Raw genomic sequence first — 22716 nt, 5'->3', positions numbered from 1 at the left:
GTTTTAAGAACATGTCTTGAAGGGCATGTTCTCAGAACCATCCGAACTCGAGCATCACCGTGCCCACCGGTCCGCCGAGGTTGGCGGGGCCCGTCCAGGTGCGGGCGGCGACGAGGCGGTAACCGAGCGCGAGGTGGAGGCGGACGATCGGCGCGAGGACGACGCGGAGGCCGGCTCGCGGCTCGCCGACGAAGAAGGCGGTCTTGTCGGCGCAGCGGCCGTTCTCGGGGTTCTGCACGCAGCCGCCGCCGCCGCCGAGCAGGCCGCCGAGGGTGCCCGCGACCCGCTTGCCGCGGACGTAGGCGACGTCGACCACGAGGCCGCCGTAGTTCATGTTGATCCGCGTCGCAGCGCCGCGGGCGAACGGGCCGGCGTCGACCGGGTTGAGCAGCCATTGCAGCGAGGCGCCGAGGGTGAGCCGCTGCAGGATGTTGATGCCGCCCTCGAGGCCGACGAAGGCCGCGAAGGCGCCGTTGAGGCCGGACAGGCGCAGGGCGGGGCCGCCGTAGCCGCTGACCTTGGGCCGCGGGTCGGGACCCCACCAGCGCGGACGTGCGGGAGCAGGCGGCGGCGGGGCGGTGGTCGTGGGGGGCGGCGGCGAGTCGGGGGACGGCGAGGTCGCGGGCCGAGGTTCGATGGAATCGAAGGTTGCCGAGGTGGTGGACGCGGGCTCGGTGACTGCGGCGGGGGACGGGGTCGCGGATGGAGGTGAAGAGGTCGCGGGCTCGGTGGTTGTGGTGGGGGACGGGGTCGCGGATGGAGGTGAAGAGATCGCGGGCTCGGTGGTTGTGGTGGGTGCCGAGGTCGCGGGCTCGATGGTTGTGGTGGGTGAAGAGGTCGCGGGCGCGGACAGCGGTGAAGAGGTCGCGGGCTCGACGACGGTGGTGGGGGACGCGGTCGCGGGAGTCGTGAGTGCGCGAGGGGAAGCGGTCGCGACTGACGAGATCGCGGCCGTGCATGGAGTGACCGCGGCGGGCGACGAAGTTGAGGACGAGGTCGCGGTCGCGGTCCGGGGGGCGGGTGACGGGCTCGCGGGTTCGGTCACTGCGAGGGGTGACGAGATCGCGGGCGTGGACGGAGGTGACGAGGTCGCGCTCGTGAGCGACTCGGGGGCTGCGGCCGCGAGTCCGAGCGCGAGGAGGGGGGCGTACACGCGCGCGATGATACCCGGTTCACGCTTGCACGCGGCCGGCGAGGATGGGAGCCTGGGCCCATGCGTACACTCGGGGCAGCGGCGGTCTGCGGGCTCGTGGCTCTGGTCTCGGGCCCGGCGATCGCCGGCGAGTTGGCGGACGCGACGCCGCCGCCGCAGCCGATCTTCGGCGGCGACGCGGCGAGCGAGTGCGACTTCCCGAGCGCGGTGGCGATGCTCGACGCCGACACCGACGGGTTCTTCTGCACCGGATCTCTGGTGCATCCGAGCGTCGTCGTGTTCGCGGCGCACTGCATGGACCCGCTCCTGTCGTGGGCCGTGCCGGGCAGCGTGATGTTCGGCGAGGACGTCGCCGCGCCGGTGCGCAAGGTGCCGGTGACGGAGTGCGCCACGCATCCGCAGTGGGATCCGGGCGGGCTGGTCCACGACCTCGCGTTCTGCAAGCTCGCGCAGCCGGTCCCCGAGGTGCCGACGGTGCCGCTCGTCATGGGCTGCGAGACCGATCTGCTGCTGAACTCGCAGGTCACGATCGCCGGCTTCGGGGCGACCAGCGCGGTGCTCGATCCGGAGGGCAACCCGATCCCCACCGGCGGCGGCCAGAAGCGCTTCACCACGCAGACCGTCATCGAGGTCTCGCTCGCCGACAACGACATCATCATGGTCGGCCCCGACCACGGCGCGTGCTTCGGCGACTCCGGCGGGCCGGCGTATCTACGCATGCCCGACGGCACCTGGCGCCTGCTGGGCGCGGCCTCGACGCTGCACCTCGGGGAACAATCCCCGAACCCCGGCGAGGAGGTCTGTGGGTTCGGCACGGTGTACGAGATGTTCTGGCCGCACATGCAGTGGCTCGAGCAGGCCGCGGGCGTCGACCTGTCGCCGTGCTTCGACGCCGCCGGCAACTGGGCGCCCACGGCCGCCTGCGGCGGCTTCCCCGGCGACCTGCTGGACCCGCAGAGCACGTGGGGCGACGGCTGCTCGACCGCGCAGAGCGGGGGCTGGAGCGCGACGTGCGGCGAGCCGTTCAGCCAGGGGCCGTTCCCGGGGCCGGAGCCCGAGCCCGAGCCTGAACCCGAACCGGAGCCTGAGCCCGAGCCGCCGCCGCCCGAGCCGCCGCCGCCCGAGCCGCCGCCGCCCGAGCCGCCGCCGCCCGAGCCCGGGCCCGGGCCCGAGCCCGAGCCGCAGCCGCAACCGCAGCCGCAGCCGGTCCCGCCGGGGCCGATCGACCCGACCGGCGAGGACAGCGAGGACGACAGCGGCGACGACGCGAGCGCGGGGGCTGACGGGGGCGAGCTGGCCGAGCGCGGATGCGCCTGCACTTCGGGACAGCCTGACCTTCGGGACAGCTCGTGGCTGCTCGCCGGCCTTCTGCTGCTGGTCCGTCGGCGTCGAGGACGATGACGCGGCGTCCCCTCGCATGGTTGCGTTGCCTCGGCGTGCTCGTCGGGGCGCTGGCGGCGATGGCCCCCGGCTCGCCGATGACGCCGGAGGACGCGCAGATCCTCGCCGACGGGGTGGCGGTCGCGCAGGCCGGCGATCCGGCGCAAGGACGGGCATGCGCCGAGCAGCTCGAGCAGCTGGCGCAGCGGCTCGGCGACCGGCACGAGCGGGCCGCCGAGGCGCTCGAGTACGCGGCGCGCTGTCACGAGGCCGCCGGCCAGTACGACGCGATGGTGGCGACGCGCGAGCGGCTGGTCGCGACGTTCCCGACGCTGCCGGCGGCTCGCGTGGCGCTGCTGGCCCTGGTGCGCCACCTGCGGGCGACGCTGTCGTTCGAGCGGGCGGCGGCGGCGATGGAGCGGTTCGCCGAGCGCTACCCCGACGCGGCGGAGGCGAGCGAGCTGCTGCAGGAGGCGGGCATCCTGCGCGCGCAGCTCGGCCAGGACCCGCGGGCGCTGGCGCTGTTCGACAAGGTCGAGAAGTACTACGCGACGAAGGACCCACAGCGCAGCGCGATCGTCCACTGGGCCCGGGTCGACCTGCTCCCGAAGACCTTGCCCGACGACCAGGCGCGGCAGAAGCACGCGCTCGAGTACCTGCAGCGCCACGGCAGCAAGGGCGGGCCGGCGCGGCGGATCGTCGCCGAGGTGACCGTGGCGGCGATCGAGTGGCGGCGCGCCTGCAAGCAGAAGGGCGGGCCGATCGACCTGTGTTTGACGTCGAAGCCGGCGGCGATCGACGCGCCGCAGCGCGGCAAGCCGCCGACGGTGACGTGCGCGGGGCCGGCGGCGCAGGTCGTGACGGTGTACCCGCGCGATCGCCAGCTCGCCGAGTCCGCGCAGCGGCGCCTGCGGCAGGTGCTCGAGCTCGGCCAAGCGCTGCCGCCGGTCGAAGACCCGTGGCTGCAGATGAAGGTCCAGGAGGCGCTCGACCAGGCCGACCTGATCGTCGCCGACCGCGAGCTCGAGGCGGCGCTGGCCGTGCGGCCCCCGACCGACCTGAACTTCCGCGTCGAGGACTACCTGCAGTACTCGGCGAAGGCGAGCGACCGCAAGAAGTACGCCGAGCAGAAGCGCAAGAGCGAGGACTCGCAGCGGCGCTTCCTCGACTACTGGACGAAGATCCGCGAGCAATCCAACGACGTGACCCGCCGCTACGAGAAGATCGCCGCGCGCAAGGCCAGCCCGCGCGGCGCGTTCGCGGCGGCGGCCCGGGTCGCCGTCCTCGTGCAGGCGCAGGTCGACACGCTGCTGGCGGCGGAGGTGCCCGACGGCCTCGGCTCCGAGGAGGCGATCAAGGCCTACTGCGGGGCGCTGCGCGACTACACGACGCCCGTCGAGGCCGCGGCGACGCAGGCGCTCGAGTTCTGCTGGGAGCGCGCGGCCGCGTTCGCCTACACCGATCCTTCGGTGGAGTTCTGCGGCAGCGAGCTGCAGCGCCGAGCGCCGCGCGAGTACCCGCCGCAGCGCGAGCTGTTCGGCTGGACCGCGCCGCCGCCGATCGAGCCGGTCTCGGCGCCGGTGCAGGTCGAACCGCCGCTGTCGGAGGAGTGATTCTTGAACCGCGGGGCGAGCGCGGTCGACACGCCAAAGATGTCCCTCGGGACATGAATTGAAGCGTCAGCCGCGGCGGACAGTCCGCTCGCTGCCCTCGTGTGTCGCAAAGGACATGAAGAAAGCGACAGGCCGTCGGGCCTGTCGCGTCCTGGTCGGTCGGCTCGGGGGGTCTTCTTAGAAGAAGATCAGGCGGCACATTCGCCGCGGCCGATGGCCACGTCGAAGGTGCGCTCCTGGCCGAGGTCGAACACGTCGTCCTCACGCAGGTTGGTGAACTGGCTGTCGAGCAGGGCGTCGCCGAGGGCCTCGACGACGTCCTCCTTGGTGACGCGGCGGAAGAAGGCGCGCGCGTCCTCGCCGTCCTCGCGCTCGTCGCGGTAGAGGTCGAGCAGGCGCAGGAGGGCCTCGCCGGCGCGGCGGGCGGGGATCTTGACGATGTGCCGGCCGAACTGGACGCCGTCGGCGTCGAAGCCGCCGCCGAGGTGGAGCTGGTACTCGGGGACCTGCTTGCCGTCGCCGACGTGGCGCACGGTGCCGTGGAAGCCGATCGCGGCGACGTGGTGCTGACCGCACGAGTTGGGGCAGCCGGAGATCTTGATGTCGGCGGAGCGCGCGAGCTCGACGCTGTCGGCCGACTTGCCCGCGTTCTTGAGGAAGCGGGTGAGGTGCTTGGCCAGGCTCATGCTGTGCGTGACCGCGAGGTTGCAGCTGTCGGCGCCGGGGCAGCTGACGACGTCGTGGATCGTGTTGGAGCCGAGGTCGGCGAGGCCGATCTGCTGCAGCGTGGCGAACAGGTGCGGCAGGTACTCGGTGCGGACCCACCGGACGATGAGGTTCTGGCGGTTGCCGGCCCGCAGGGTGCCGTCGGTGAAGGTCTCGGCGAGCTCGGCGAGCTGGTCGAACTGGTCGGCCGAGATGTCGCCGCGGTCGAGCTTGATCGTCACCGCGGCGAAGCCCGGCTGCTTCTGCGGGTCGACGGTGCGCAGCCACTCCTTGTACTGCGGGTCGTCGTCGCCGGCGCGCGGGCCGGCCAGCGCGCGGTCGTTCCACGCCGGCGCGGTCTCCTCGGGCGGCAGCTCGATCGGCCGCTGCAGCGTGCCGGCGGCGACGATCTTGGCCACCTCCTCCTCGTACGCCGCGACGAAGCCCTCCTCGCCGAGCGTCTTCATGACGTACTTGAGGCGGGCGCGGGCGCGGTTCTTGCGGTTGCCGTGCTTGTCGAACAGGCGGATGATCGCCTCGGTGCGCGCCAGCACCTCGTCGGCCGGGATGAAGTCGTGCAGGCGATACGCCGGCCGCGGGGTGGTCGACAGGCCGCCGGCGACGAACACCTCGAAGCCGCGCACGCCGTCCTTGATCTTGGCACGGAAGCCGACGTCGTTGATCGCCGTCTGCGCGTGGTCCTCGTGGGTGCAGCCCTCGAAGGCCATCTTGAACTTGCGCGGCAGGTTGTTGGCCCACTCCTCGCGCAGGCACATGCGCACGAGCGCGTGCATGTACGGGGTGATGTCGAAGGCCTCGGTGCCGCTGACGCCGGCGTAGGGGCAGCCGGTGACGTTGCGGACGGTGTTGCCGCAGGCCTCGCGGGTGGTCGCGCCGGTAGTGTCGAAGCGGGCCATCACCGCCGGCATGTCGGCCAGCTTGACGAAGTGGAACTGGATGTTCTGCCGGGTGGTGATGTGGCCCTTGTGGTACTGCGTGTACTCGCGGGCCACCCCGGCCGCGGTGCGCAGCTGGGCCGCGCTCATGATGCCGCCGGGGAACTTGACCCGCAGCATGTTCACGTCCATCTGCCGCTGCCCGTACACCCCGCGCTTCAGGCGGAAGGTGCGAAAGTCCTCCGACGAGATCTCGCCGCGCTCGAACCGCTCGAGGACCGCGACGAACTCCTCGACGTCCGCCGGGCTCGAGAAGTGGGTGTCATAACGTGCTTCTTGGGACATGTGCGGCCGCTCCGAAAACTTCGCTAGACTGAAGCGCTGTTCAGCATATGGGACGAGGGCGTCCAGTTCAACGAAAAACCTTCAGGGTATTTTACACGTAATATGTCGTAAAATAGAGCACGAGGGCGCAGGATGTCGGCGGACGGCGGCCGATCTGCGCCTGCCTATTGCGACAGGAGCGAAAGACCAGGTGAGGCCGTACAGCCGCCCGCAGCGCAGCTTACGAGCCATCCGGCGGTGGCGCCGTGGAGGTAGACCCACCCCGCGGCGAACAGGAAAGCGAGCCCGAGCAGGACGCGGATCTGGTTCCAATAGCGCGCCGGACGGCCGAGCGGCAGGGTGACGCCGATCATCGGCGGGACGGCGACGAGCGGGTGGATCGCCAGGGCTGCGGCGGCAGCGCCGAGGACCAGGAGGCCGCGGGCGAGCGCGAGGGTGCGCGGCACCCCGAGGGCGACGGCGGTCGTGCGCACGCCGGCGTCGCGGTCGGCGTCGTGGTCGCGGATGACCTGGATCGTCTCGAACACCGCCGAGTCGAGCGCGAGCAGGCCGGCCAGCACCCACCCGAGCACGTGCGTCGGCGGGAACGCGACGGTCAGCATGGCCGCGCCCCACACCATCATCGCGGCGATGTCGGCCCCGGCGACGTGCTTGAGCCGCGCCGAGTAGAGCCAGCACACGCCGCCGCCGACGACCAGCGGGACCAGCAGGCCGAGGTCCCACGCGCCGGCGACGACGAGCAGCAGCGAGACGAGGCCGAGCTGGGCCCCGACGGCCGCGCCGCGGTGGTCGCGGAGGTAGCGGGTGTTGGCGTCGTCGCGCTCGGGCGAGCGCAGGTCGGTCGGCAGGTCGAGGAAGTCGTTGTTGAGGTAGACGAGCAGGTTGAGCAGGAAGGCGAAGCCGAGCCGCACCGCGACGTCGGCCGGCGACAGCCGCAGCGCGAGCATGATGAGCAGCGCGCCGCCCATGTTGGCCATCTCGAGCCGCTGCAGGCGATAGATCGCGACGTTGAAGAGGATCCGCAGCGCCGCGATCATCGCCCGGCCTCGCCGTAGTCGTTGACGATCTCGAGGTCCGCCGGGTGCGGCGCGGGCACGCGGATGAAGCCTACGTGGTCGAGGTCGTCGATCTTCTCGCGGCGGATCTCGCAACCTGGCTCACAGACCAGGTACTCCATCCAGTGAAAGCGCAGCACCAGGTCGATGTTCGGGTCGCTGCCGGTGACGCTGATCCGGTTGGGCGCGGCGACCACCTCGCCGCCCCCTTGCTGGATCAGGTGCGGCTCGATCGTGGTGCGGAAGATCCGGTGGTGGCCGACCTTGCCGGCCGGGACCAGCAGGTCGGGCTTGGTGTTCCACCAGGTCGCGTTGCTGGTGACGATCACCCAGCGCACGGCGTAGGTCTCGAAGTAGGTGCGCAGCTGGTCGTCGCCGGCGACCCCGAACTTGTGGCGCCGGTAGAGGTTGGCCATGCTGTGCTCGAGGTTGCGGAAGCGGAAGCCGCCGATGATCTGGGCGTCGGTCTGCCAGTGCAGCCGCTCGCCCACGGCTGGCTCTTCGACCAGGAAGCGGCTCTGGCCGTCGTCGACCTCGCGGACCCACTTCGACACCTCGCCGTGCTCGGGCCGCGCGGGGAACAGGCGATAGTCCGGGTGCGGCGGGTAGCCGCTGGCGGCCAGCAGGACCTTCTCGCCGCTGTACAACGGGGCGACCTCGGGCAGGTGCGCGGGGGTGAAGTAGAGGACGTCGCGCACCAGCATCTGCCCGGCCGGCAAGGCGAGGGCGACGAGCAGCACGCGGGCGGGCGGGCCGAGCGAGCGCCACAGCTCGCGCAGGCGGACCGACTCGAGCGCGGCGGCGGCCGGGATGACGGCGAGGAAGGCGAGCGGGAGGACGTGGCGGTAGGGCTGGATCTGTCTGAAGAGCCAGATGTAGCCGGCCGCGTAGGCGAGCAGGAGCATCGCCACCACGGCGACGGCGAGCGGCAAGGTCCGTGGGTCGCGAGCCCGTCGCCAGCGCCACAGGCCGACCAGCGCGGCGCCGAGGACGAGGAAGCGGAAGCCGGTGCGCGTGCCGAGGAGGCCCGAGGTGGCGGTGTCGAGGACGAGGCCGAAGTAGTCGGCGAGCAGCCACTCCGGGCCCGACTGGCCGAAGAAGCCGGAGTCGAGGATGTAGTGCCAGAAGCGGACCGCGGTCGCGAGCCACCAGGTGTTGAGCACCAGGGTGAAGACGACCATCGCCAGGACGGCGAAGTGCCCGCGCGCGCCGAGACGTCGCAGCTCGCGGAGGTACAGCACGAGCATCGGCGCGACCAGGACGACGAAGGTGTAGGGGTGGACGAGGTGGGCGGCGCCGAGGGCGAGGCCGGCGGCGACGCCCTGCCACGGCTTGCGCTGGCGGGTCCAGCGGTAAAAGAGCGCCAGCGGCAGCAGCGAGAGGTAGCCGCAGAGCGCGTAGGCGACCATGCCGATCCACCAGCACCAGTGCGAGAACGAGTCGAAGAACCACAGCGCCGAGGCGAGCGCGGCGGCCCACAGGGCGGCGCGGCGCGACAGGTCGAACAGCCGCGCCGAGGCGTAGACGACCGGGAGCACGCCGAGGTGCGCGGCCGCGGCGAACAGGTTGAAGGCGAGCCCGGCCGGGACGCCGAGATGACTCAAGAGCCAGGTCCAGACCTCCCAGCCCTTGTTGTCGGCGTCGAAGATGACGCCGTGCAGGTAACCGGCGAGCAGGCGGGGGTCGTACATCCAGCCGTGACCCCAGCCGTCCATGGCCTCGATGAAGCGCCAGGTCTGACCGACATGGGTCTCGAAGTCGACGCCGGCGATCGGGGTGTCGGTCCACCAGACTTCGAGCGGGACGAAGTAGGCGAACCACGCCAGGTGGAACGCGACGAGCAGCAGCGCGGCGAGGACGAGCCGCACGGGCCGCTCCGGCGCGGACGACCCAGGTGGCTCGGGCCCGGTCGGGCGCGCGGCAGGGTCGTCGACAGCGGGCATGTGGTCGCGGATGATACGAGAAAACAAACGAGTCCGGCGCGCCGACGGGCGAAGAGCCGCCGCCGAGGCGCGTCGCGTGCCGGCCGCCGGTCGTCCGGGTCCGGCCCGGTGAGCACTCGCGGACCTTGAGCTGTGAAGCGCCGTCCGGCGAGCCCAGGTGGATCCGCCGGCTGGTGCTGGCCGACCTCGTGTCGATCGGGCGGCGACGCAGACGGCGATGCTCGCCGCGAGGTCGATCGCGTCGGCGATCCGCGAGGGACGACCGGCGAGCCGGGCTCGAGCGGACCTCGCGGCGATCGAAGACGGCGCTGCTCGCGAGGTTCGCGGCGTGGTCGCGGCAGATCTGCGGCGGCGAGGAAGTCGATCGCGGCGGCGCGAGCGGCCGCGGCGGCGCAGTCGCTCCGCAGGCGCGATCGCGCGGGTTCGCGCACTCGACACGGATACGCGATCGCGGTACCCGGCTTGGGTGAACGCTGCCCGCCCCCGCAGGTTCGTCGCCGTCGCCGGCAACATCGGCGTCGGCAAGTCGACGCTCGTCACGTTCCTCGCGCGGCAGTTCCGCCTCACGCCGCACTTCGAGCCGAACGAGCAGAACCCGTACCTGGTCGACTTCTACTCGGACATGCCGCGGTGGGCGTTCCACTCGCAGGTGTTCTTCCTCGCCAAGAAATTCCGCATCCACCAGGAGCTCATCCGGGCGACGCAGCCGGTGATCGGCGACCGCACGATCTACGAGGACGCCGAGATCTTCGCGGAGAACCTGTACCGCCGCAAGCAGATGACGCGGCGCGACTATCAGACCTACCGCGAGCTGTACGAGGCGATCGTGCAGCAGCTGCCGCCGCCGGACCTGATGATCTATTTGAAGTGTTCGATGCGGACGCTGCGCAAGCGGATCGCGCTGCGCGGGCGGCCGGAGGAGCAGGCGATCCCGACGGCCTACCTGCGGCGGCTGCAGGAGCTCTACGACGCGTGGTTCTCGCGCTACGACCTGTCGGAGACGGTGACGATCGAGACCGACAAGCTCGACTATCTTCACGATCTGGTCGACCGCATCGACCTGTTCGAGCGCATCGAGAAAATTTTGAAATTGCGCCGCGACCCGGAGGCGGGGCTCGCCGAGCCGCTCGAGTAAAAACAAAAACCGGGCGGAGCCGCGGGGGCGCCGCCCGGTCGGGCGAGGCTGTCTTTCAGGTCAGCCGGGCTGGAGGATGAACGGGTAGGTCACGATCGCGGCGCCGCCCGAGGCCGGCTTGGGGAACGACCAGCGCTTGACCGCCTGGGCGATGCAGGACCCGACGGCGCGGTCCTTGAGGTCGGTCTCGCCGACGACGGCCGAGGTGACCTTGCCGGCGCCGCCGATGGTGAACTGGACGGCGACGCGGCCCTTGAGGTTGGCGTCCTTGGCCAGCCCCTGGTTGTAGCAGTAGCGCACCTCGTTGATGTGAGCCCGCACGACGCGGCGGATGAGGTCCTTGTCGAGCCCGCCGACGACCTCGGCCTTGGTGGCGAGGACCTGCGGGCTGCGGGTCTTGCGGTCTTCGAAGCCGGCGGAGCGGCGGTGGAGGCCGCCGTCGCCGTCGCCAGGGCGATTGTGGCCGATGAGGCCGACCGAGGTCAGGCCCACCGTGCCCTCGCCGGTGCCGCCGCCGGCGCGGCCGCTGCCGACGAGGCCGAGGCCGCCGACGCCGTTCGACTCGGCGATGTCCTTGCCGACGAGCTGGCCCCACACGTCGTCGTTGTCGTTGCCGACGGCGAAGGCGTCGCCGAACGGCGAGGCCATGAAGTGACCCGAGTCGGCCTTCATCAGGCCGAGGACGCCGGTGGTGCGCGCGTCCATGTTCGGGTCGAAGTTGCGGGCCAGCTTGGGGACGGCGGACGCGGGGCCCCTCATGGCGTAGCGGCCGCTGACCTGCTTGCTCTCCTTCTTGCCGGCCTTGCCCTCGTCGCCGACGTGGCGCTCGCCGGCGGTGCCGCCGGGCTCGTCGGCCTGCTCCTCCTCGCTCGGGACGGCCTCGTCCTTCTGCTCGTTCGGCTGCGCGAGGTAGCCGACGAAGCGGCTGTCCCCGAGCTCCTCCTGGAGGGCCAGCGCGCCGGCCTCGTTCGGGATCATCTGCGTGAGCAGGATGAGGCTGCCGATCGCGGCCGCCGACAGGCCGTTGTGGAACCAGAACGGCTTGTCGATCTCGCTCTTGCGAGCGATCACGCGGCCGGGGGCGACCGAGTGGATGAAGAAGGTCAGGCCCTGCCAGCGGATCCGGGCCTTCGCGCCGGCGGCCAGCGGGTAGCTGTAGACGCCGGCCTCGACCTCGCGCGCGAGCCCGTTGCGGATCAGCTCCTCGAGGGTCACGTGGGTGTCGCCGATCCGGACCTCACCGGCCATGTCGGCGGTGAACTGCAGGTGGTGGTCGCGCTCGCCCTGGACGATCGGGAGCTCGCGGCGGCCGGGGACGGCGACGTGGAAGGCGGCGTCGTGGCCCTCGCCGAGGGTGTAGGCGGTGCGGGCCCGGTCCTGCATGCGCATCGCCGCGACCCCGAACGGGACGAGGCCGAGCATCGCCAGGCCGAAGCCGAGGCCGCCGAGGCCGGTGCCCGGGGCCTTCGGCGCGGGGGCGCTGACCTCCGCCGCGGCCTTGACGGCCTCGGCGTGGCCGTCCCAGTCCTGGGCGGCGTCGTGGCCGAAGAGGGCCAGGCCGCCGAGCATCAGGGCGCCGCCGGCGGCGAGCCACCTGGGCGCGCTGCGCCGACCGTCGCGGGTCTGGCCCAGGTGCTGCACGTCGAGGACGGTGTCGTTGTACATGGCCACGACCTCGGCGACTCGGCCGCCGTCCTGCACCTCGGTCTCGTTGTGGAGGGAGCTGACTTCGATTCGATGGTTGCGGGTCGTCATGGCGTCACTGGCTTTCATACAAGCGTTGTCTGATTGATCGAACATGTTTTTTGGGTACTGTCTCGACGAGCAGGCTCGTCGCGCCGCGCGGGGGTCCGTCGCGGCGGCGGATGGGCTGCTTCGCAGCCGCTTCCAGCCTCGCCGTCGCAGCACCGTCGACGCGGCTACAGACAGAGGCCCGGGGTCGCGGTTCCTCGGGCGATGAAAAATTGTGTGGGCGGCACACGACGCGCTCGCCCGGGAACTTGCGCGGACCGGCGATGTCGGCGGCGGCGAAAGTGACAGCGATCGGGAACCCGGCCGCGGGGGCGCTGTCGCGGGCGGCGTGTGGGACTGCGTGGGGTCGAATCAGCGCGCGCGTGGGAATGCGAGCGGCGCGGGTGCGCGTCGTGAAGCGTTGCGGTCGCTGTCACTTTCGCGGCCGAGGCACGGCGGGGCCGGCTCCGGCGCGCGGCCATCGCCCATCGAAGCGCGGCGCCGACTGTCAGAGGGGCGCGATGTGGGAGGGTGACCTGCAGCGGCGCGCCTGCGACTGCTTCGCCCTGATCCGCGGAGGCCATCGAGTCCTCCACGGCAGCGCCGACACCCGCAGCCGCGGAGGACGGTCCTTCGCGGCGCCGTGTTTGTCGAAGTGGAGCGGCTCAGGCGGCGTGGCGCAGCGCGTCGAGCGTCGGGCGGACGAGCTCGCGCAGGCCCTCGCGCCACAGCGCGGCGCGCAGCGGCGCGTCGACGACCCCGTGCGCGTGCAGCTCGGGCTCGCCGGGCTGCTGCTCGAGCGTGGCGATCGTGGCCTCGGCGCCGGCGATCGCGGCGGCGAACACGGCCTCCGCGCGGGCGCGCTGGTCCGCGCTCGCGTGCGCGAGGGCCCACTGGACGACGCGCCAGCCGAGCTCGGCGTGGCGTTGCTCGTCGGCGGCGATCTGCTCGAGGATCCGGCGCACGGCCGGATCTTCGGCGCGCAGGGCGGCCTCGCGGGCCTCGAGCGCCGACAGCGTCTCGCCGACGCAGGCCTCGCGGATCACCGCCGCGACCACGGCGTCGAGGTCGAGCTCGCCGAGCGCGTCGGCGGCGGTCAGCGGGCCCGGGCCGACGCCTGTCCCTTCGTACAGGCTGGCCAGCGCGAAGCACAGGCGGGCGTGCTCGATCTCGTCGGCGAGGGCCTGCTGCGCGTCCTTGACCAGATCGGCCGGCGCGCCGACGGCCAGCAGCTGGAGGATGAAGCGCGCGAACGAGGCCACCGAGGCGTGCTCGCACAGGCCGATCTGCTGCCAGTACGCGGCCAGGCGCGCGCGCGTCGGCGGCAGCGCGACGGGGGCGCGGACGAGGGCGCGCCAGTCGTCGCGCGCGCGCGCGGGGGCGGTGACGGGCTGGTCGTCGACGAGGAAGGGGCGACCGCAGGCCGCGTTGGCGCAGGTCCACGACTGAATGCTGTCCTCGAACACGCAGGGCGGGCTGGGGCAGTCGCCGTCGCCGGCGCAGGCGTCCTCGGAGGTGGTGCAGTGCGAGGAGAACACGCCGGGCTCGCAGATGTCGGCCGCGAACCCGCAAATCTCTCCCGGGCAATCGGCGTCGGTGATGCAGGTCGCCGGGATGCACTCGGTGTAGAGGCCGAGGTCGTCGCCGGCGCAGCGGCACACCTCGCCGCTCGCGCAGTCGGCGTCGGTCTGGCAGCCGTACACGCAGCCGCAGGTGTCGCCGGGCGCGAGGATGCCGCCGAAGAGCATGTTGAGCTGGCACGAGCCGAACGGCTTCTCGGTGCAGTCGGCGTCGGTGAGGCACTCGCTCTCGGGCGCGGCGTCGGCGGGGCAGCTGGTGGGCGTGACCGGGGACAGGCACTCGCGCGGCTCGGGGCGGTGGATGAGGCCGTCGTCGCACTTGACGAAGCCGGAGGGCGTCGGCGGATCGACGAAGGCCTGCATGAGCTCGGTGACGGTGCCCTCGCACGTCTGCGGGACGACGCCGGTGGTCGAGGTCGGCGCGTCGGTGGTCGCGGGCGACGTGGTGCTCGGGCCGCCGCTGTCGGAGCCGGTGCCGGGATCGGTGGCGGGGCTCGTCGTGCCGGTGCCGGTGGTCGCCGGGTCGGTGGTGGCCGCGGTCTCGGACAGCGACGAGGAGTCGGTCTCGGTCGTGTTCTTGCCCGGGGCGCAGGCGACGAGCAGGCCGAGGGCGGCGAAGAGGGAGGCGCGGACGGGGTCTAAGGGAGTTCGGATAAGCGTCATGGGGCTGAAGGTGACGCATGAGCGCGGCGCGGGTCAAGCCGCGCGGTTGCCAGCCGCTGCATCGGCCCGTACCGTCGGCGGGTGACGAACAGCGCCGCGCAGGTCGGTCGCCTCGGCTGGATGTCGCCCGATTCGGGGCCGGTGGTGGCGCGGCTGTTCCACGCGCTGCTCGGGCTGGTGTTCGTGATCGCGTTCGCCTCGCTGCGGGCGCAGGTGGAGCCGCTGTTCGGCGCCGAGGGGTTGGCGCCGATCGCCGAGGCCGTCGCCAGGGCGCGCCCCGGCGGGTGGCTGGCGACGCCGACGCTGTTCTGGTGGGGATCCGGCGACTCGGCGCTGCGCGGGGCGGCGACGGCCGGGGTGATCGCGGGGGCGCTGGCGCTCGTCGGGGTGTGGCCGCGCGTGTGGCTGGCGATCGCCACGCTGCTCTATCTCGGCTTCGTCAGCGTCGGCGCGCCGTTCCTCCAGTTCCAGTGGGACAGCCTGCTGGTCGAGTGCGGGGTGCTGGCGCTGCTGCTGCCGCGCGACCGGCCGCAACCGGCCGCGCACCTGCTGCTGCTGTTCGCGGCGTTCAAGCTGTACTTCGAGTCAGGTCTGGCCAAATGGGGCTCGCCGCTCGGCGACTGGCTGGACGGCAGCGCGATGTCTTATTATTACGAGACGGCGCCGCTGCCGACGCCGCTGGCGTGGTTTTCGCACAACCTGCCGGGCTGGTGGCACGCGATCGAGAGCCGGGCGACGCTGGTGGCCGAGCTGCTGGTGCCGGTGCTGCTGTTCTGCGGGCGGCGCGGGCGGCTGGTCGCGCTGGTCGTGCTGACGGGGTTTCAGGCGCTCAACCTGGCGACCGCGAACTACGGGTTCTTCGTCTGGCTGTCGCTGACGCTGCACCTGTTCCTGCTGCGCGACGCCGATCTTATGAAGATGTACGCGCGGCTGCCGGGGCGCGCGGTGTGGGGGCGGGTGCTGCTGCCGCGCGAGGAGGTCGGGGCGCCGGCGTGGCCGCGGCTGCGCTCGGGGCTCTTGATCAGCTTCGGGGTCGCGTACGTGGGGCTGTCGCTGGTGACGGCGCGGGTCGAGCTCGGCGCGGGCGGAGGGGCGTGGGCGGCGGCGCTGCAGCAGTACACGGGGCCCTGGCACGTGTTCAACGCGTATCACCTGTTCGCGCAGATCACCCGCGCGCGCGTCGAGCCGGAGTTCGCGGGGTTCGCGGCCGGGGCGTGGCGGACGTACGACATGCGCTACAAGCCGGGGCCGCTCGACCGGGCGCCGCCGATCGTGGCGCCGCACCAGCCGCGGCTCGACTTCATGCTGTGGTTCTACGGGCTGCGGGCCCGGCGGGCGCCGCCCGGGTACGTGCGCCGGCTGCTGGCCCACCTGTGCGAGCAGCCGGGGCGGGCGCAGGGGTTCTTCGTCACGCCGCTGCTGGCCCGGCCGTCGCACGTGCGGGTGCAGTTCTGGCGCTACACGTTCACCCGCCCGGGCGAGGCCGGGTGGTGGCGCCGCGAGCCGGCGGCGCCCGAGCTGGTGATGGCGTGTCCGAAGGGATAGGTGGCGCGGTGAGCGTGGTCTGTACGATCGAGCATGTCTTTTGGGACATGTTTTGGGTGGCCCCTCGTTGGCGTTTCGAGGGCGTTCAGATGTCTGAAAGGACATGTCATTCGGGCGCGGGCGAGCGCGTGAGGTGGGTCGGCGTGCGTCGAGCGGGGCGCGAGGGCGCGAGGCTCGGCGGCGCGCGGCGTGTCCAGGCTTGACTTCGCCGGGAGGTGCCCGTAACTTCCCCGCCGTTCCGCGGCTGCTGCTCGGAATTCTCTGGGCCCTGACGCACGGCTGTCCGTTGCGCCAGGGTGGATAGGACCTGTGCGTCACGACACGGCCCGAAGGTCAGGTCGCACAGGCACGTAGCGCGCGCCGCCGAGACGGCGCGCCGCGAATGCTCGCGCGTGGGCCGACGCGCGCGCAGGAGCCCAGTGTCATGCAGCCAAAGAACTTGCAACGGGTCTTCGCCGCGCTCGCGCGCGAGGGCCTCCATGTCGAGCGCGACGGTCGTATCTACCGTGTGCGGCTCAAGGACGTCGAAGGCGCCCCGGCGGGCGAGGTGCTCCTCCCCGACGAATTCCCGGTCGAGGCCAAGGCGCTGCGCCAGCTCGCCGGGCTCGCCGCGCTCCGCCACCCGGCGGGCGGCGGCGTGACGACGGTGCGGGCGTCGCCCGATTTCCACCCGGGCGACGCCGGCGTGGCGATCGGCTCGATCGTCGAGACCGAGGGGATCGTCGTCCCCGCGGCCGTCGGCACCGACATCAACTGCGGCATGCGCCTGCACGTGGTCGACCTGACGGCCGAGGAGCTGCTGGCCAAGCGCGATGTCCTGGTCGAGCGGCTCAAGGGCGACTACTTCTTCTCGAGCCGAGACCTGCCGATGACGGCGGAGGCGATGCAGGGGCTGTTCCGCGAGGGGCTGATCGGGTGGCTGTCGGCGGTGCGCCGGAGGCCGCTCGGGCAGCTGGCGCGGGCCGACCTCGATCAGCTCGAGCGGGAGATCGATCGCGTCCACCTGGGCGGTGCGCTCGACGGCGACCCGCGCTGGGCGCCCGAGGACCTGGTGCCCGCCGAAGGCGTGGTGCGCGACGGCGGGCTGGCGACGATCGGCGGTGGCAACCACTTCGTCGAGATCCAGGTGGTCGAGGAGGTCGTCGACCGGGCCCGCGCGCGGCAGTGGGACGTCCGCGCGGGGCAGGTGGCGATCATGATCCACTCGGGCTCGCGCGGGGTCGGCAAGCACGTCGGCGCGCTGTGGCGCGACCGGGCGCGCGGCATGTGGCCCAAGGGCCAGAAGTTCCCGCCGGAGGGGCTGTTCTCGCTGTCGCTGGCGGATCAGCCCGAGGCCGTCGCCGGCTACATGCAGGCGGAGGCGACGGCGGCGAACTACGGGTTCCTCAACCGCTTGCTGCTCGCCGAGCTGCTGCGGCAGCGCCTGCGCGAGCTGTTCGGCGAGGTCGCCGCGCCGCTCGTGTACGACCTGCCGCACAACATCACGCTCCCGGTGGAGGGTCCGGCGCGGCGCTGGATCACCCGCAAAGGCGCGTGCCCGGCCGGCGCCGAGCAGCCGGTGATCATCCCCGGGTCGATGGGCGCGGCCTCGTACCTGCTGGTCGGGCGCGGCTCGCCGCAGCTGCTCGGCTCGGCGTCGCACGGGGCCGGGCGGGCCACCTCGCGCTTCGAGATGGGCCGGCGCGGGCGCGAGACCGAGGACCTCGGGCTGGCCGGGGTCGACTGCATCACGCTCCGCGAGGAGCGGCGGATCGAGGAGGCGCCCGCGGCCTACAAGCCGATCGGGCCGGTGATCGCCTGCCAGGTCGAGGCGGGGCTGTGCGACGTGGTCGCCCGCATGCGGCCGCTCATGACCTTCAAGGCGTGAGCGGCCGCGGCGGGCGCCGCGGTGATTCACGGATGAATCACATCGGGATGAAGCAATTGATCGAGGTGTCGATGCGGAAGTTGCTGCCCGCCTCGCAGCGCTCGGCGTGGAACACGTCGAGCGTGTAGGTCTCGCCGGCGGTGAGGCCGAGCGTGTCGAGGTTGATGGTGCCGTTGACCGGCGGGTGGAGGCCGCCGAGGTCCATCGCCAGCTTGCCGTCGATGAACACCCACACGTCGTCGTCGCCGCTGAAGCTGAAGGTCTGGCCGGCCTCGTAGACGAAGTTGGTGTGGATCTCGGTGGTGAAGGAGCCGTTGTGGTTGGGGTAGGTCTCGCCTTGCCAGTTCGGGGTGACGTTGTTGCCGAAGCCCTGGCCCGTCAGCGGGAAGAACTCGTCGCTCTCGAAGCTCCAGATGCCCGGCTGGATCTCCGTCAGCTGCAACTCGCCGGTGATCTCCATGTTCACGCCGACCTTGGTGTTGTACCAGTCGCTGAACGAGGTGCCCGAGGTGATCTGCGGGTTCGAGCCGCCGTACCCCGGCGGGGGCGGGCCCGGCTGCGGGTTGTAGACCGGCTTGTTGTCGCCGCCGAGCATCGGCTGGACGAGGTTGGGCCGCGCGCCGTTGCCCCACATGTGACAGCCGAAGTCGACGTGCAGCGGCTGCATGTCGCGGTAGATGACCGGCAGGTTGCCGCACTCGAGCGGCGGCTCGCCGGTGGTGCTCGTCGTCGTCGTGTCGGGGTCGCCGGTCGTGGTGGTGGTGTCGCCGGTGGTCGTGTCGGTGGTGTCGCCGGTGGTCGTGGTGGTCGTCTCGTCGAGAGTCGTCTCGCCGTCGGTGGTCTCGCTCGTGGTCGAGGTCACCGGCGTCGTCGTGACGGTCGACGTGTCGGTGTCGCTCGGATCGGTGGTGCTGGTCGGCGCCGTGGTGGTGGTCGTCGTCGACTCGGTGCCGCTGGCGGTGCCGCTGTCGGTGCCGTCGGACTCGGAGCCGGTGCCCACCGTGGGGTCGTCGGTGGTGGCGCTGGTACTCATGCCGTCGGTGACGGTCGAGCCGCTGCCGGTGTCGGAGTCGGTGTCGGTGCCCTGGACGGCAGGGTTGCCACACGCGACCGAGAAGGTCATCGCCATCAGGAGCTTCGAGACGCCCTCACGAGAAGGAATTCTAGACATCGTGCGAATGTAGCGGATCTGCGCGCGGCCGCAAGCGCGGCGGCCGGCGCTCGCGGAGGGGAACATCACTCGCGAGCACCGGCGGCGATGCGATCGGGAATGCGGGCAATCGCGGCGCTGAACGAGCCGCGATTGCCCGGGCGGGCGGTCGCTCCCACAAAAGGGGAGCGACCGCGGCGGCGCGGCCATTCGCGGCGCGGCGAACGGTCACATCGGGATGAAGCAGGCGATCGAGGTGTCGATGCGGAAGTTGCTGCCGCTGTCGCAGCGCTCGGCGTGGAAGGCGTCGAGCGAGTAGCTGTTGCCGGCCACGAGGCCGAGGGTGTCGAGGTTGATGGTGCCGTTGACGGGGCCGTGGAGGCCGCCGAGGTCCATCGCCAGCTTGCCGTCGATGAACACCCACACGTCGTCGTCACCGCTGAAGCTGAAGACCTGGCCGGGCTCGTAGATGAAGTTGGTGTGGATCTCGGTGGTGAACGAGCCGTTGCGGTCGGGGTAGGTCTGGCCGCCCCAGTTCGGGGTGACGTTGTTGCCGAAGCCCTGGCCGGTGAGCGGGTAGAACGAGTTGCTCTGGAAGCTCCAGATGCCCATCTGGATCTCGGTCAACTCGAGCTCGCCGACGATCTCCATGTTGATGCCGTCCTTCGTGTGATACCAGTCGTCGAACGAGGCGGCGGAGGTGATCTGCGGGTTCGAGCCGTTGTAGCCGGGCGGTGGGCCGGGCGGGTTCGGGTTGTAGACGGGCGTCTGGTCGGCGCCGATCGTCTGCATCACGAGCCCCGGGCGGGCCATGTTGCCGTTCATGTGACAGCCGAAGTCGGTGTGCAGCGGCTTGAAGTCGCGGTAAGTGACCTTGAGGTTGCCACACTCGAGCGGCGGCTCGCCGGTGGTCGTGGTGGTCGTGTCGTCGGTGGTCTCGCCGATCGTCGTGTCGGTCGTGGTCGTGGTGGTGTCGGTGGTCTCGCCGGTGGTCGTGGTGGTGGTCTCGTCGAGCGTGGTCTCGCCGGTGGTGTCGCTGGTGGTCGAGGTCACCGGCATGCTCGTCGCGGTGCTCGTGTCCGCGGTGTCGGTGGCCGTCGGGTCGGTGGTCGTGGTCGGCGACGTGGTCGTCGGCGACGACTCGGAGCCGCTGTCGGTGCCGCCGCCCTCGGTGCTCCCCGTGGCCGAGCCGGAGGCGGTGCCGTCGGTGCCGACGCCGGTGCCCTCGGTGACGGCGGTCAGGCCGGTGCCCGTGTCCGAGTCCGAGTCGGTGCCGGTGCCCTGGTTCGCCGGGCTGCCGCACGCGACGGTAAACGTCATCGCCACCAGGAGCGTCGACACGCGCCCGCGAAATTGAATGCTAGACATTGCGCGAGGGTACCGGATCGGTCGACGGTCGCAAGCGCCGGTTTCGCGCGCGCTCTCTGCGGGCAGGCCCGAGGACAGGCGAGGTGCGACGCGAGCGCCGAGTCGATCGATTGCCACCTCACAATGAAGTCGAAGACAGGCGCCGGATTTTACGGCGATGCGCGCAGTCGCGCGGCGCCGGCTGTCGATGTCGTCCGATTCGCGACCGATGTATGGCAACTGTGCGATACACCCTGCGGACATTCGCACCGGCGGTCGGCTGCGCGTCGAGATGGACGCCGTCGCGGGCGACGCGCAGCCAGGCCGCGAAGACGCAAGCGCAGGCGAGTGGATCGCCGTCCAGACGCGCAGACGCCTGCACGCGGCGGCGACGGGACGGAGTCGCCGGAGGCGGGGGAGGATGCGGCGCTGTCGCCGAACAGGGTCGGAGGTCGAGCGAGCGTGATGGGCGATTCGTAAGAGCGAGGTGTGATGAATCGGAGCGGGGGGAGTGCCGGGACGGGTCGGCGGGCGCTGGAGCGGTATGCGTAATGGGCGATCGCTTGGTTGGTGGTAGTATTTTTGAAAAATTTTGGGTTTTCGACGGGCCAGGGCGAGAAAGGCCGGCTATGGTCATTTGCCGCCGTTCGCGCGACCAGATGCCGTTGCTTCGTCAGCCTGTGAGGCCTCGCCACACGAGCCCGTATCCTGGCAAAGGACACGTCAGTATGGACATAGCGTCATGTTCAGATGAACATGGGGGCCGGCAGCAGGTCGTCTGCCCGGTCGCGGCGAGCTGGACGAGCGGCGATCGTCACTGCTCGAAGCAGTACTACGCGGATTTTGCCAACCTGTTGATCGCACTCGCCTTTCGCCCTAAATCCGCGTCCTGATTCACAAATTCGCCTCCAGGAGGAACGCCCGCGAGTCCCCAAGGATCGCGGGCGTCGACCTGTGTCGTGGAGACATCTTGGAGACGCTCCAAGTCCGCGCGGTCCTGAACAGCCCGGCGACCTATGGGGCAGCCGGCGTACCCGGCTCGTAGTTGCCATCTCGGTCGCGGTACTCAGCCGGCGCGGGACAGAAGTGGCGGAAATCGCAAGCGGCGCAGGTGGACTCGTCACCGCAGGGTTTCCAGTTCCCGGGGATGCGCCCGCTCGACGCTTCCTTGGATACGGAGGTCTCGATGTCCATCACTACGCCGTCGAATGCATGCAAAGCCTCCTGCATGCTCTCGGGGGTGATCTTGACCACTCGCATCATCCGCGCGAGACGAAACTCCCGGGAGAAGTCCGGGATCTCGGAATTCGGTCGCCACGCTCGCAACTGATAGCCGTCGGACGAGCCCGAGTCGGGCACGACGTCGGTGCGGCTCTTCTTGACGTCGATCTGGAGCGCCTGCACGTCGCCTGAACCAGGGTCGAGCTCGTTGATGTACAGCAGGACTCCAGCCACGACAGGTCGGGCGCCAGGCTGTTTGCTGCGGAGCCAGGCGTACATCTGGAGCTGCCAGTCCCCGTGCTTCCAGTACTCGTGATCCGTGGGCGGTCGGCGCGAGCCCTTGTAGTCGACGATCACGTCGGCCAGCCCGTCGAAGTCTCCGACGTGCCTCAATACCGCGTCGCGCAGAAAGCTGTCCTGGGCTTGCTTCATCGACATCGAGGACAGCACGTCCATTACACCGTGAAGCTCATACATACTACCGCGTGCCGCGATCCCTGGCGGCATCTTGATGTCTCGTGTCCCAATAACCTTCTCCTCGGCGGACTCGATTAGGGGGAACAGCGCGGGACCTAGCTCGTTCACGGCTCGCTCAGCGCGTCGATACGCCGACTGGCGAAGCGTGAAGCTTCGCGCAGACTTGCCCGTCGCGCTCAGCGTAGCCTCTACCAGGTCTCCGATGGTGCCGATGTCATGCGCAGCTCGACCTGGCGGGGGATCCTTAGCGAACTCGGTCACCGTACACGGCCAGGGGAATGTAGGGGGATCGGCTCTCCATATGCGGTAGGCGGTCTCCATCACGCCATGGATGAACTCACCGAACCACATCTGCACAGGTCGCGACGGTGGAAGAGAACTGCCATTCTGGTAGCGGTACTGCAGACCACAGCGCATGTACGACAGCAGATCTCCGGTGAGGGAATAGTTTGGGACGACCTCGGCGGTGCGGCGGACTTCGAGCATCAGATCAACTCCAGCGGGATCGCGTTGGCTTGGCCGGGCTTCTTTTTCGTGGCCACGGGCGTGCACCAGGGCCAGGTGCCGTCGGCGCGCCACGAGACGGCGACGTTAGGGATGGACTTGGCGTAGCGGATCGTCGGCGTGAGTCCGACGAGTAGCAGGGCCGTCTGTGGCCGCGAGAAACCGACGTAGTAAAGGCGGATCAAATCCTCGAATGTGCGTTGGAGGCCCGTGCGCTGTTGACGGAGTAGGCCGATGGGGCAGGCGCTCGCAAGCTCGTCCTCCATCAGCGCGACGTTGCTCGGGTCCTGAGGAAAGCGCTTGAACCGGTTCTTCGGGTGATTGCGCTGGAAGTCTGAGCCCACGTCGACGATGACTAGTGCTGCGACCGTAAGGTAGCGATCCGAAAACGATGCGCGAATTTGCG

Annotated in this window: 15 protein-coding genes; 5 read left to right on the top strand and 10 right to left on the bottom strand. The window is 70.8% G+C overall.

The features are described 5' to 3' along the window. Window positions 1-31: 31 nt before the first annotated feature. Entirely contained in the window at window positions 32-1153 is a 1122-nt protein-coding gene (locus NAEX_RS47945) for a hypothetical protein (RefSeq protein WP_143141328.1), read from the bottom strand. 60 nt (window positions 1154-1213) lie between these two features. On the opposite strand from NAEX_RS47945, the gene NAEX_RS16870 reads away from it, so the two are divergent. Continuing rightward, window positions 1214-2554 carry a S1 family peptidase gene (locus tag NAEX_RS16870; RefSeq protein ID WP_096328517.1) on the top strand — a complete coding sequence of 447 codons (1341 nt, stop codon included), beginning with the start codon at window positions 1214-1216 and terminating at the stop codon, window positions 2552-2554. Next, entirely contained in the window at window positions 2551-4146 is a 1596-nt protein-coding gene (locus tag NAEX_RS16865; protein WP_143141329.1) for a tetratricopeptide repeat protein, read from the top strand. Before NAEX_RS16870 ends, NAEX_RS16865 begins: the two co-directional genes overlap by 4 nt. A gap of 188 nt (window positions 4147-4334) precedes the next feature. Here the strand turns inward: NAEX_RS16865 and NAEX_RS16860 are convergent, their stop codons facing one another. The 3 genes from NAEX_RS16860 to NAEX_RS16850 all read right to left on the bottom strand — a co-directional run bounded on the left by NAEX_RS16860 (window position 4335) and on the right by NAEX_RS16850 (window position 9090). Beyond that, window positions 4335-6092, bottom strand: a complete 1758-nt coding sequence (locus NAEX_RS16860; protein WP_096328515.1) for a nitrite/sulfite reductase — start codon at window positions 6090-6092, stop codon at window positions 4335-4337. A 164-nt stretch (window positions 6093-6256) separates the two neighbouring features. Continuing rightward, entirely contained in the window at window positions 6257-7129 is an 873-nt protein-coding gene (locus NAEX_RS16855; protein ID WP_096328514.1) for a UbiA family prenyltransferase, read from the bottom strand. Further along, complete coding sequence (locus tag NAEX_RS16850) at window positions 7126-9090, bottom strand: hypothetical protein (RefSeq protein WP_143141330.1); 1965 nt, start codon at window positions 9088-9090, stop codon at window positions 7126-7128. The genes NAEX_RS16855 and NAEX_RS16850 overlap by 4 nt, the downstream gene beginning before the upstream one ends. Window positions 9091-9556: 466 nt before the next feature. Between NAEX_RS16850 and NAEX_RS16845 the strand changes: the two genes are divergently transcribed. Continuing rightward, the gene (locus tag NAEX_RS16845; RefSeq protein ID WP_096328512.1) at window positions 9557-10225 is read left to right on the top strand and encodes a deoxynucleoside kinase; all 669 of its coding nucleotides are present in this window, start codon (window positions 9557-9559) and stop codon (window positions 10223-10225) included. 60 nt (window positions 10226-10285) lie between these two features. Here NAEX_RS16845 and NAEX_RS16840 read toward each other — a convergent pair whose 3' ends face one another. Together NAEX_RS16840 and NAEX_RS16835 are read right to left on the bottom strand one after the other, a co-directional pair. Further along, complete coding sequence (locus tag NAEX_RS16840; RefSeq protein ID WP_096328511.1) at window positions 10286-11980, bottom strand: AgmX/PglI C-terminal domain-containing protein; 1695 nt, start codon at window positions 11978-11980, stop codon at window positions 10286-10288. Window positions 11981-12621: 641 nt separating this feature from the next. Beyond that, window positions 12622-14199 (bottom strand): ferritin-like domain-containing protein, encoded by a 1578-nt coding sequence (locus NAEX_RS16835; protein ID WP_096328510.1) that lies wholly within the window; start codon window positions 14197-14199, stop codon window positions 12622-12624. 81 nt (window positions 14200-14280) lie between these two features. On the opposite strand from NAEX_RS16835, the gene NAEX_RS16830 reads away from it, so the two are divergent. Then, window positions 14281-15744 (top strand): lipase maturation factor family protein, encoded by a 1464-nt coding sequence (locus tag NAEX_RS16830; RefSeq protein ID WP_096328509.1) that lies wholly within the window; start codon window positions 14281-14283, stop codon window positions 15742-15744. Between the two features lie 424 nt (window positions 15745-16168). Next, window positions 16169-17611, top strand: coding sequence for an RtcB family protein (locus NAEX_RS16825; protein WP_096328508.1), 1443 nt, complete (start codon window positions 16169-16171; stop codon window positions 17609-17611). A 37-nt stretch (window positions 17612-17648) separates the two neighbouring features. Here the strand turns inward: NAEX_RS16825 and NAEX_RS16820 are convergent, their stop codons facing one another. The 4 genes from NAEX_RS16820 to NAEX_RS16805 form a co-directional block, all read right to left on the bottom strand. After that, complete coding sequence (locus NAEX_RS16820; protein WP_211302419.1) at window positions 17649-18782, bottom strand: fibro-slime domain-containing protein; 1134 nt, start codon at window positions 18780-18782, stop codon at window positions 17649-17651. 207 nt (window positions 18783-18989) lie between these two features. After that, window positions 18990-20129 carry a fibro-slime domain-containing protein gene (locus NAEX_RS50290; protein WP_170135782.1) on the bottom strand — a complete coding sequence of 380 codons (1140 nt, stop codon included), beginning with the start codon at window positions 20127-20129 and terminating at the stop codon, window positions 18990-18992. A gap of 993 nt (window positions 20130-21122) precedes the next feature. Continuing rightward, complete coding sequence (locus NAEX_RS16810) at window positions 21123-22292, bottom strand: PD-(D/E)XK nuclease family protein (RefSeq protein ID WP_211302418.1); 1170 nt, start codon at window positions 22290-22292, stop codon at window positions 21123-21125. Further along, window positions 22292-22654: a hypothetical protein gene (locus NAEX_RS16805; RefSeq protein WP_096328505.1), complete on the bottom strand. Its 363-nt coding sequence runs from the start codon at window positions 22652-22654 to the stop codon at window positions 22292-22294. Before NAEX_RS16805 ends, NAEX_RS16810 begins: the two co-directional genes overlap by 1 nt. Window positions 22655-22716: the final 62 nt, after the last annotated feature.

The organism is Nannocystis exedens, from assembly GCF_002343915.1.
GTDB classification, from domain to species: domain Bacteria; phylum Myxococcota_A; class Polyangia; order Nannocystales; family Nannocystaceae; genus Nannocystis; species Nannocystis exedens.
The sequence above is the reverse complement of the archived record's forward strand: the minus strand, read 5'-3'. Positions and strand labels throughout refer to the sequence as shown.